Here is a 10,995-nt window from a genome sequence, read left to right as displayed (position 1 = left end):
ATAAGCAAGAAAGACGCCCTGTAAGGGCAAAAGCTTCTCAAATACAAAGCTTTTGCCCTTACAGGGCGACTTCTTTATCCCATTATATACCCAGGGTGTTACCCTGGGCTAGGAGCTTCTGCCCTTTCAGGGCGTATGGGATGTGGCTTATGACACACCCTCGCTTATTACATCCAAAAACAAGTTATATCCTGACTAGAACTTTGTCATGAACTCCACAACAATCTTATCCTTTTCTGAAGTCTTGGCAATGCCACCCTTGCGATAGAAATATTTCTCGTAGTTGATACGGATATCGGAGATAAATGGCTTGGCAAGGCTCAGGGTTACACCACCCGTTACACGATGGCGCTTGTAATCATTGATCTTCAAGGCACCGAGTTCGGTATCAGAACCACCATATCGGGTACCATCGCTGTGGTCGCTCATGAAATCATATCTTGCCAAAGGCGAAACCTTCCTGATGATGCTCTTCTGATTGCGAACCGGAATGTCATAGCATACGAAACCATCGAAAGCATGCACATCGTGGAAGGCATCCTTGCTGTAATGCTTGTAAAGATACTCTGCCTCAGCAATGAAACCGCCCTTGTGGAAGGTGATACCGCCATCATACATCGTTACCGTAACATCAGATGGCTTAATCTTCTGGGTACTCAACACCAGATTCACATTCGGAAAGAGGAACTGAGCCTTGGCAGAATAGTTAACACCCTTGGTCCAGTAATCCTTCTGGTTGGTCAAGCCCGAACCGTTGAAGATACCGGCATTCACCACGATAGGGAAACCTACATTCCAGGTGTATCCTATTTCAGCACCCACATCGCGCACGTTACCCACCTGCTTGGCGATGAACGAACGGTTGGCAAAGTACTGCTGATGAGGAGAACGGTGAGCATCGATGGTGAATGGCACACGCTCCTGACCGATGGTGAACTGCAGGGTCTTCCAAGGCTTGATGCGTGTATAGGCATCGAGCATCTTGATCTTACCCTCGTCGCAGAGGTCGATTTCCGCCTTATAGCTTACCTGAGGTGTTACATTGCCAGTCACGTTGATGCGGGCTGTACGCACCTCGAATCGTCCCTCCCCCTCTTCGGTCTGGTACTCATACTTAGAGCGGATGGTTCCACCAATGGTCATCGACTTGGCGAAATTCTCAATGCCCTTCTCTACAGAGCTTTTTTCTGTATTCTGGGCATTCATTCCCATCGACACCATCGAGAGTGCCATCAACAAATACGTTTTCTTCTTCATTTCTTACCTTATTATATATACACGTAAATCTGATTTTCTTTATTCCGAATGAAATCTTTTCCTACTGATGCAGAAAGACATCTTCTTCATTTCGACTGCAAAGGTAAGAAGAAGATATTTCTACCGTAAAACATAAGTATTACAAAGCTGTTACATCACTGATTTTCTGCACCTGTAATATCATTGTAATGATGGCAAAAACAGAGGAATAAACCACTTCATCCACAAATAAAATAAAAGATATGTCTATATCTCAAATTTTTATGCTATCTTTGCACGGAAATGTGCGAAGGTAGCATTTTTTTTGTTTACCTTTCGCCTCTTCTTGCGTCATACACATAAAAAGGAACAAATGGAAGAAACAGAATTTGAACATATCGCCCAGGAAATGCGCCCCAGGTTGACGGCACATTGTCAACGCTATCTCTCGGCAGGAACCCTTGCCGAAGAAGCCGACGACATCGTGCAGGAAACCCTGGTGAAGCTCTGGAAGATGCGCGAAAAGCTCTCTGAATACCAGAGCATCGAGGCCCTAGGTATGACGATAGCCAGGAATCTCTGCATCGACCATCTGAGACGCAACAAAGCCCAGACGGCATCGCTGGAACAGATGAAGCATCCCGCAGAAATCTGTACGGCTGCCGAGCGTACCGACCAGGCCATCATCGGCGAAGATACGCAAAGGCGACTCAACAGGGCGATGGACAGGCTTCCGGATACGCAAAGAAGAATGCTGCTATTGAGAAGCGAAGGAAAGAGCCTCGATGAGATTGCCGAAATCTGCGGAGCCAACAAGACGAGCACCAAGACGATGATTTCTGCAGCAAGAAGATCATTGTTGAAAATGATGAAGTCATAAACTCTAAAAATGAAAGAAATGAAGAAACTAGAAGATATAACCTATCGCCACGAGCTGATAAAACGCTACCTCGATGCTGATACCAGCGTGGAGGAAGAACAGGCATTGGCTGATTTCTATCGCCATTGCGAAGATAAGGATTTAACGGATGAGGATCTCGACATCAGAAACCTGATGCTGGGAATGGAGAACTATACTCCGAATATTCATCAGGTGGAAGAAGCTGATGGACAGCCGCAAATGAAAGAGATGTCCCTTGCAGCTTCAAAGAACCACGAAACAAGATGGGTACGCCTCTCTGCGATACTTCTCGCTACGGCGATGCTGGCAGGCCTCATCTTCCTGCTCTTCCCTATCAAGGATTATTTCTCATCCTCTTCTGAACAACAACCTGGCCTTGCCAACCTGGTTCCTACAGAGCAGGTGGTTCGCTCGCAGCCATCTTCTGAAGATGAAAACGAGAACCTGGACGCATACGAAAAGATGGAACGTGCCGACTCCCTCTTCCTGGCTGCAACCCAGGATATCGTGACTCCACAGGAAATGAAGACAAGCAAGAGGGCTCTTGCCAAAAGAAAGAATATCGCAGAAAGAAGCGAGAAACATGCAGGGAAGACTGCAGAAAATACAGAAGAAACCTCTTCCGGCAATGCCGGGAAGACTTCATCTGAAACAGAAAGAAGCATTCATGAAGATTTCAATCAGATTTATGAAGTAGCCTCTGCCGCCCTGCCTTCTGCCGAGCAGCTGACCATCAACCGCCAAGGCGATAACATCGTTATCTCAACCCTGGACAACGACGGCAACATGCAGCATTACACCATCAATATCGCAGAAACACAAGATGGTAGTTATCAGCTACTTCCATTGGCACAGTTAAACGAATGATAAAACATTTCACGCTGAATTATAAACATTTCACGCTTATGAAAAAGTATATTTTCACCATTGCATTTGCCCTGCTGGGCATAACCAGCAGTATGGCATCGAAGGCAGATACCCTGCGTATCTACAGCATCGACGGCGAGCGCATTCCAAACTTCACCGGCAAGGAACTCATCGGTAAAACCATCAAGAATTACCAGGTAAACACCAACGTCCTGCCGGCACCCAAAAGAGATGTGATAGAGATTCATATCATCACCACTACCACACCTCCTACCCCCAAGCCAGCCCCTCACTATCTGATCAAGGGCAGAGAGCAGGAGCTGACTAAAGAGGAATTCTACAAGATTTCTCCCAGCAAGATCAAAGCCATCGAGGTCTTGAAAGAGGGCACCAAAGCCATTCAGGAAAGAGGTCTGAAAGAGGATGGCAGAAGCTACATCATCGTTACTCTGGAGAAATAACAGACAAAACGTATCCCTTTTTCTTCAGCGACTCAATCTTAACGGTCGCATCATGCTGAAGAGCATGGCGAAGATACGTCATCTGCACATTCACAGCCAGGGAGTTGGCATAGCTTACGGTACCCCACACCGCCTCCTGTATCATCTCCTTGCTTACTACATTGCCGATATTCTTCGCCAGCAGACGGAGGATGTCGGCTTGTCGGCTGGTAATGAGCACACGAGAGGAACGGGTACGAAGCTCATTGTTGTTATAGCAGAAGGTGGTTTCTCCGAAATGATACACCTCCTCTTCTATCGTCTCACTCTCATTCATGGAGAACCGCTCCTCTATTCTTGCCAGCAACTCTTCCGGATAGAAGGGCTTGGCAAGATAATCGTTTGCCTTCAAGGAGAAACCTTTCAGTCGATCGTTCTTCTCCGTACGGTCGGTGAGGAAGAAGATAAGCACCTTCGGGTCGATGGCTCTGATGCGCTCAGCCACCTCATAGCCATCCATCTCCGGCATATTGATGTCGAGCAATACTAGGTCGGGCTTCACCTCCGGGAACAGCTCCCATGCCTTCATGCCATTGCCGGCATAAGTCACATCGTAGCCATGCTGCTGCAGGAAACTCTTCAGCAACATAGAATACTTCAAGTCATCGTCTGCAAATAATATCTTGATCATTTTTTCTGTTGTTTATAGCGTTAAACCGGATGCATCAGGAGTGTTGCGGGATGACGATTGAAATTCTGGTTCCCTTGCCCACTTCGCTCTGCATCATTTTTCTGCCCCCATGGGCCTTCACAATCATATCCACAAAACTCAAACCCAAGCCGATGCCCGGCTGCATCATATCCGGGTAAGCATTGCTGCGATAGAACTTCGTCCAGACTCTCTGCTGCTCGTCGGGCGAAATTCCGATACCATTATCAGATACAGAAATCATGACTTCCTCCTTCTCGGTATCTCGGCAGGCAACATGGATATTGACAATATCGCCGGAATACTTCACCGAGTTCTCCATCAGATTGCTGACCACATTCAGAAGCTGGTCTCTATCTCCCATCATCCTATCGGAAGTGCGCTGGTAATCGAGCGAAGCATTCACCTCCTTCTGCTTATTCTTTCGATAAACTGCCACCAGATTCAGCAAAGCGGCATGGATATCGAAAGAAGTTATCTGCAGCGGGATATGTTCCTCTGCCCTGATTACTTCACGGAGTTTGGCGAGATAGGCGGTCAGGTTATCGCTCTCCTCTCTTACGGTCTCCATGATAAGGGCATTCTCATCCTTCTCATCTGTCTTTTGAGCAGAGAATACAGATACACACATCTTCAGCGTCTGCACGGGGCGCTTCAACTCGTGAATCATCGTATGCACGAAGTCGCTTCGCATCTTATCCACCTTCTTCTGCAGGAGCATCACCTTGATGAGATAAGCTATGCTCAGGAGAAGCATGATGGTAACCAGCAGACTTCCTATCATCTGCCACATCATTCCCTTCAGGATGGGCAGCATCGGCACCTGCATCCTCATCTGCATCGACTGATACTGGATAGGATTGAAAGGCACTTGCACCAGCATTTCGTGATGAAACAAGGTAGGAGGCTCTACGATTCTTGTCTGCCATAGACGATGCTTTCCCGTCTTCATCTCTGCCCCGATGAAATCATTGCCCAGTTTCCTACTGATGAAACGATCAAAATGCGCCTTGTCAAAACGGGTAAGCTGGTAAGTGATGTAAGTATTCAGACAATCAAAAGAATTGTTGGAATCCGTCTCACGCAAATCGAAAGTATCTCTCTTCTCCATCACGTTACCGAATCCCGGCTTGCGATACACCACTCCACCAATGATTGTATCCGTATCCAGCGGAGAGCAAACCGTAGTACAGGGACCCTTGAAGTCTGAAAAATATGCCGAGACGACATAACCGATATGTGATTTTTCTTTTACCGCCGCTCCGATATTTGTCTGATAAGTGACTATTGCCTGTTCCGCCTTTTCGGCATTTTTCTTCCCCATCTCTCCCATCGAATAGGTTACGCTATTATAGAGCCAATAGGTCTGCAAGCCTATCAGCAGGAAAGAGGAAAGGATGGCGAGCAGCCAGACTTGTTTGATTCTTCTATTCATATCATTTTTTCTTTTTTCGATGCAAAGGTACGAAGATTTCACTATATATAATAAGGTGAAGTCCGATTATTTTGCCAGCGTAATGTTTCAGTAATGATTATTTGCGATTTTGAGCCCGAAAAGCAGTTCCTTTGCAAACGAAAACAAAAAACAAGGAAGAATATGAAGAAAGAAACAGTTATATGTGCGATGCTAGCCACCGCCACCTGTGCAACAGCACAAAACGGGAAATTCCCGACATCCGGAGTTTCCGCGGACTCGGTACAGACTGAAAAAGATTCGATCAAAGCTAACCAAGAAGCTGAGATCAAAGCAGACAAGGAAGCCGAGATTCAAGCCGTAACCGTAACAGGTCATCGCCCGATGTACAAGATGAGAAACGATGCCTTGGTTACCCGTATCCGCAACACTCCCTTGGCAAAGGAGCCAACGCTGGAAGATGTATTGAAGCACATCCCCGGCATGAAACAAACCTCCGATGGAACTCTGGAAGTAAACGGACTGGGAGCACCCATCATCTATCTCAACGACAAGAAGGCTACTTCAGCCGAACTCGCTCATCTCGATGTGAAGCTGATAGATGAAATAGAACTCATTACCACTCCTGGTGCAAAATATGATGCAACGACGGGAGCCGTACTGAGAATCCTGACGAGAAGAACAGACGAGGGTATATTCGGCAAGATGCAGGTGTATGATAAGTTGAGCGAGGTGAACACCAACCACGAGGAATTGACCCTGGGTTGGGTAACGAAGAAGATTTCGCTCACAGGATTTTACGGTTATACAGACAACCGATACAATGTGCATCAGCCACAGGAAGCACTCGTAAGAGCCAAAGATGGCGAATATCTCTTCGGAACCGATCGCCATGGCAAGAACAAGGCAAATTACAACGCTACGGAACTCAACTTCGACTGGTTAATCAGCAAGCAGCACGAAGTGGGAATACAATGGGAAGGGCTTTGGCTGAATGGCGGTAGAAGCGAGAAACAGCAGCAGTACTATCGCTATCCTAACCCAACAGAAGACACAAACTGCGAGATGAAGTTTTCTGAAGCGGAGGGCAAGATGAAGTATTTTGATTCGGAGAGCCAGCAATGGGGACACCAGCGCAGCCACCACTTCAACCTCTTCCATCTGGCTAAATGGTCGAAACATCTCTCATCACAGATTTATCTGGACTATGCCAGGAACAAGAATTCTGACAGCCAGCCTATCACGGAGAAAGAAGGTAGCGAGATGCAGGAAACCCTCAACCGTTCCAATTCCAACTACGATATCTATAGTGGAAGATTCGAAGTCAAGCAACTCATCTCTGACAAACATTCCATCAACTTCGGTGGCGAATGGAGCCTGATGGATGGCAAGGGTAGAACCGAAAGTTCTGCCGATATGCTTGGAACTACGGAATACAAAAACCATGATACCAAGACGGCTGCTTACCTGCAATATCAGGGTGAAGCTGGCAGATGGAGCTGGTGGGCAGGCATCCGATACGAGCATCTCACATCCCGATACACCAATCTGTCGGAGAAATCTCCCGACAATATGGAGTGCCATTACGACCAGTGGTTTCCATCGTTCGGTATCACTCTCAACGAACCATCGTGGCATCACTCGCTCAGCTTCCGAACTACCACCGCCCGACCTTCTTTCAGTCAGCTCAGTGGGAACATCTACTATATCTCGCGCTTTCAATATCAGATCAGTAATCCGAAGCTGCAGCCTGTCAACACCTATCGTCTGACCTACTCCGTGCAGTGGAAAGATTTCATGGGAATGCTGAGATATACCCGTATCGACCACTCCATCATGTACGTGCATGAAGTGCCGGAGGACAAGCCCGTAAGATACGTGAGTACATTCATGAACTTCAACAAGATGCAGAAATACATGGCCTATCTCAACTGGGGTCACGTCTTCGGCTGCTGGCGTCCGAATGTCAATGCAAGCATCACTTACCAGCGCTTCTCCGTAAATGATCATGGAGAGCTAATCAGTTACAACGGAGCAACTTGGAATGCATCATTTGACAATTACTTCACGCTACCAAACGACTATCAGCTGTCGCTCTCCTACAGTTTTGACAACGGAGGACAAGTGGGCAAAACGAAGTTCAGCCCCACTCAAAACTGGAGTCTTGGTGCCAACAAATCGTGGATGGACGGCAGATTACAGGTTGCCTTCAGTGCCAACGACCTCTTCCATCAGCAGCTCTTCAAGGAGCGAACCCACGAGCATGCCGTTGACTTCTCCCAGACTGAGGATTACAAGCTATGGAGCTACAAGTTGACCGTAACCTGGAAATTCAACAAGCGCAAGGGAAGATACAACGGCATGAACAGTGCGGAAGATGAATTGAACCGACTATAGCCGGACAAGACTCTCTTATCTTAATGATCTTTATAATTTCAAGTATCCGGGTTATCCCACTCCCAGCAGTTCTACTTCGAATATCAGGGTAGAACCGCCTGGGATGCCCGGCTGCGAGAACTTGCCGTAGCCCATCTCGGCTGGGATGTAAAGTTCCCACTGGTCGCCCACGTGCATCTGCTGCATGGCAACAATCCAGCCATCAATCAGGTCGCTCAATCGCATGGCGAACGGCGTACCGCCACGGCTGGAATCAAACTTCTTGCCGTTGATGGTCCAACCGGTGTAATGAGCCGTCACGATGCTGCGTCGGCTAGGCTGTGCTCCCTTCGGGTCGCCCTGCTTCAACACCTTATAATATATACCACGAGGCAGCGCCATAACGCCCTCCTCCTTTGCCTTTTCCTCCAGCCAACGCTTGTTGGCCTCAACATATTCTCTTTTTGCCATAAATCTATTTGATACTTTATATACTATGATTTTTGCGCAAAGTTACAAAAATCTATCGTATCTGCAAAAGAAAAAGGGGAACTTTTCTTCTTTTATCAAAGAAAAGCAGTACCTTTGCACACTAATCAACCAAAAATACGATATGCCACAATCACTACATATTGCAATTATTGGTGGGGGTGCCGCAGGATTCTTTGCGGCGATAGAGGCCAAGCGCAACTTCCCTCACGCCGACATCACGATTTTCGAAAAGAATTCGAAGGTTCTCGCCAAGGTGGAAATCACGGGAGGAGGAAGATGCAATCTTACCAATTCCTTTGAGGAGATTTCAGACCTGAAACAGGCGTACCCCCGCGGACATAAACTGATGAAGCGACTCTTCAAGAGATTCGACTACCAGCATGCCTTCGATTGGTTTGAGGAGAACGGCGTGCCACTGGTTACACAGGGAGACCAATGCGTGTTTCCGCAATCGCAGGATTCGCACAGCATCATCGACTGTCTGGTGAATACCGCCAAGCGACTGGGGGTGAAGATACAATGCAACCACCAGCTCACCGCCATCACCGAACTGGAGGATGAGCGCCTGCTCCTGGATTTCAAGGTTTCAAAAGAAAAGGGAAATCTATCGGGTGCATCTTCTGCCTCTCATCCCGTTTCCGAAATCAGGCAGATTGCCTTCCACCGGGTAGCCATCACCACGGGCGGTCATCCGAAAATAGAGAGCTTCAAGCATCTCTCAGACCTGGGACATGCGATAGAGCTGCCTATCCCATCGCTCTTTACCTTCAACATTGCCGACAAGGCTTTCAAGAATCTGATGGGCACGGTGGTAGAGCCGGTATATACCTGCATTCCGGGCACTAAGCTGAAGGCAGAGGGTCCGCTCCTCATCACCCATTGGGGCATGAGCGGTCCTGCCGTGCTGAAGCTCTCATCCCATGCAGCCCGCTATCTGCACGAGAACAACTATCAGATTAAGATTTCCGTAAACTGGGTACACGAGAGCAACCGCTCGCTGGTGGAAGAGAACATCCAGGGCATCATCATCGCCAACCCGCAGAAGCAGTTGGCTAGCATCCGCCCTTACAATCTCCCATCCCGCCTCTGGCTCTTCCTGATTCAGAAGATGGGATATGCACCCGAAAAGAAATGGAGCGAAATGGGAAAGAAGGGTTGCAACCTGCTGATAGAAACCCTCACCAACGACCTCTATCAGGTGAACGGCAAGGGAGCCTTCAAGGAGGAGTTTGTTACCTGCGGCGGCATCAGCCTCAGCAACATCGACCTGCATACCCTGGAGAGCAAGGTGTGCCCTCACCTCTTCTTTGCCGGCGAAGTGCTCGACATCGATGCCATCACCGGCGGCTTCAATCTGCAGGCCGCCTGGACCACAGGGCATGTGGTGGGACAACATATCGGAGAATAGCCTATTCTTCTTTAGAAACAAAATCTTTTACGATGCGGGTGTATTCCTCGTGATGGTCGCGATATGCCATGGCATGAACGGATCCTTTAGCGATGAAGATGGCTTTACGGCCCTTCGTCTTTGCCTCATAAAGTGGATGAAGCATGGCGTAGGGCACGAAGGCATCCTTATCGCCATGGATAAAGAGCATCGGTTTGGTGCTCTTGCGAACCTGCTCTATCTGCTGCGCCTCGGCAAAAGACCAGCCGTAGCGATACTGGCAAAGAGCAGAAGTAGTATTCATCAGCGGGAAGGCAGGCAAGCCAAACTGGTCTTTGAGCTGAGCGGAAAACTCATCCCACACGCTGGTATAGCCGCAGTCCTCCACAAAGCACTTCACGTAATCGGGAGTCTTCTCTCCCGATACTGCCATCGTGGTTGCCGCACCCATCGAAATGCCGTGAATCACCTGACGGGTATTCTTCACTCTTTGTTCTTCACTTTTCACTTTAAATATCTCATTGGCGATTTCCGACCATCTGATCACATCCCATCTATCCTTCCATCCCATCTGGATATGGTCGCCCTCGCTCTCTCCGTGTCCATACAGATCGGGCAAGAGTACATTATACCCCATATCGTGATTATAGAGATAGGCGATGTGCAGCATTCCCTCGGAGCGCACCTGATAGCCATGCACCACCACGGCAGTCTTTTCCGTAGTTTTCGGTGCATAGAGATAGATGGCATGGGCCTTGTAGCCCGATGGCATCGTGACAAAGGTATCCTTCACGCAATGGTGCTGATACACTGAGTCCATCCAGCCAATCATCCAGGGGCACTCGTTCTTCATTCTGTTCTTCCAATGCTCAGCCGTCATTCTCTCCTCCTTCGGATAGTTGAGCGAATAATTGAGCATATAGTTGCTGGCGCCATACAGTCCCAGCACCACGAGCACCACCAAGCCCAGAGCCGAAGCGATGCCTATCTTTCTCATCTTTTCCTGTTTCATCTTCATTCTTATTTCCATTACAAATATCTATTATTGAGTTTCCGCTGCAAAATTAAGGAAAAAGATGGAAATAGCAAAGAAACAGAGGGAAAAACCCTGTTAAATTGAAGCATAAAGCTGCATTTATAAGGGTATATGAACTACGACAAACAATCGATAAG

The 10,995-nt window shown here is 48.0% G+C and carries 10 protein-coding genes; 5 read left to right on the top strand and 5 right to left on the bottom strand.

Features of this window, described 5'->3' with window-relative positions:
* Positions 1 to 195: 195 nt before the first annotated feature.
* A complete protein-coding gene (locus tag CFT61_RS11430) occupies positions 196 to 1,257 on the bottom strand; it encodes a porin (RefSeq protein ID WP_089544553.1) in 1,062 nt (353 codons plus the stop codon).
* A gap of 352 nt (positions 1,258 to 1,609) precedes the next feature.
* Between CFT61_RS11430 and CFT61_RS11425 the strand changes: the two genes are divergently transcribed.
* From CFT61_RS11425 to CFT61_RS11415, 3 genes are read left to right on the top strand one after another with little or no spacing between them, the layout of a single operon-like run.
* On the top strand, positions 1,610 to 2,116 hold the full coding sequence (locus CFT61_RS11425; RefSeq protein ID WP_142990625.1) for an RNA polymerase sigma factor: 507 nt from the start codon (positions 1,610 to 1,612) through the stop codon (positions 2,114 to 2,116).
* A gap of 18 nt (positions 2,117 to 2,134) precedes the next feature.
* The gene (locus CFT61_RS11420) at positions 2,135 to 3,004 is read left to right on the top strand and encodes a hypothetical protein (protein ID WP_142990624.1); all 870 of its coding nucleotides are present in this window, start codon (positions 2,135 to 2,137) and stop codon (positions 3,002 to 3,004) included.
* 38 nt (positions 3,005 to 3,042) lie between these two features.
* Positions 3,043 to 3,465 (top strand): hypothetical protein, encoded by a 423-nt coding sequence (locus CFT61_RS11415; protein ID WP_142990623.1) that lies wholly within the window; start codon positions 3,043 to 3,045, stop codon positions 3,463 to 3,465.
* Here CFT61_RS11415 and CFT61_RS11410 read toward each other — a convergent pair.
* Positions 3,449 to 4,135 carry a response regulator transcription factor gene (locus CFT61_RS11410; protein ID WP_089544549.1) on the bottom strand — a complete coding sequence of 229 codons (687 nt, stop codon included), beginning with the start codon at positions 4,133 to 4,135 and terminating at the stop codon, positions 3,449 to 3,451. The two genes, CFT61_RS11415 and CFT61_RS11410, sit on opposite strands and share 17 nt — an antisense overlap.
* Positions 4,136 to 4,169: 34 nt before the next feature.
* Positions 4,170 to 5,588: a sensor histidine kinase gene (locus tag CFT61_RS11405; RefSeq protein ID WP_089544548.1), complete on the bottom strand. Its 1,419-nt coding sequence runs from the start codon at positions 5,586 to 5,588 to the stop codon at positions 4,170 to 4,172.
* 162 nt (positions 5,589 to 5,750) lie between these two features.
* Between CFT61_RS11405 and CFT61_RS11400 the strand changes: the two genes are divergently transcribed.
* Entirely contained in the window at positions 5,751 to 7,964 is a 2,214-nt protein-coding gene (locus CFT61_RS11400) for an outer membrane beta-barrel protein (protein WP_176425587.1), read from the top strand.
* 51 nt (positions 7,965 to 8,015) lie between these two features.
* Here CFT61_RS11400 and CFT61_RS11395 read toward each other — a convergent pair whose 3' ends face one another.
* Positions 8,016 to 8,414: an FKBP-type peptidyl-prolyl cis-trans isomerase gene (locus CFT61_RS11395; RefSeq protein ID WP_022121977.1), complete on the bottom strand. Its 399-nt coding sequence runs from the start codon at positions 8,412 to 8,414 to the stop codon at positions 8,016 to 8,018.
* Between the two features lie 142 nt (positions 8,415 to 8,556).
* Between CFT61_RS11395 and CFT61_RS11390 the strand changes: the two genes are divergently transcribed.
* Positions 8,557 to 9,843, top strand: a complete 1,287-nt coding sequence (locus tag CFT61_RS11390; protein ID WP_089544546.1) for an NAD(P)/FAD-dependent oxidoreductase — start codon at positions 8,557 to 8,559, stop codon at positions 9,841 to 9,843.
* A 1-nt stretch (position 9,844) separates the two neighbouring features.
* Here CFT61_RS11390 and CFT61_RS11385 read toward each other — a convergent pair whose 3' ends face one another.
* Complete coding sequence (locus CFT61_RS11385; RefSeq protein WP_254918955.1) at positions 9,845 to 10,840, bottom strand: alpha/beta hydrolase; 996 nt, start codon at positions 10,838 to 10,840, stop codon at positions 9,845 to 9,847.
* Positions 10,841 to 10,995 lie beyond the last annotated feature (155 nt).

This window comes from Segatella copri (assembly GCF_002224675.1).
GTDB lineage: Bacteria > Bacteroidota > Bacteroidia > Bacteroidales > Bacteroidaceae > Prevotella > Prevotella copri_U.
The sequence above is the reverse complement of the archived record's forward strand: the minus strand, read 5'-3'. Positions and strand labels throughout refer to the sequence as shown.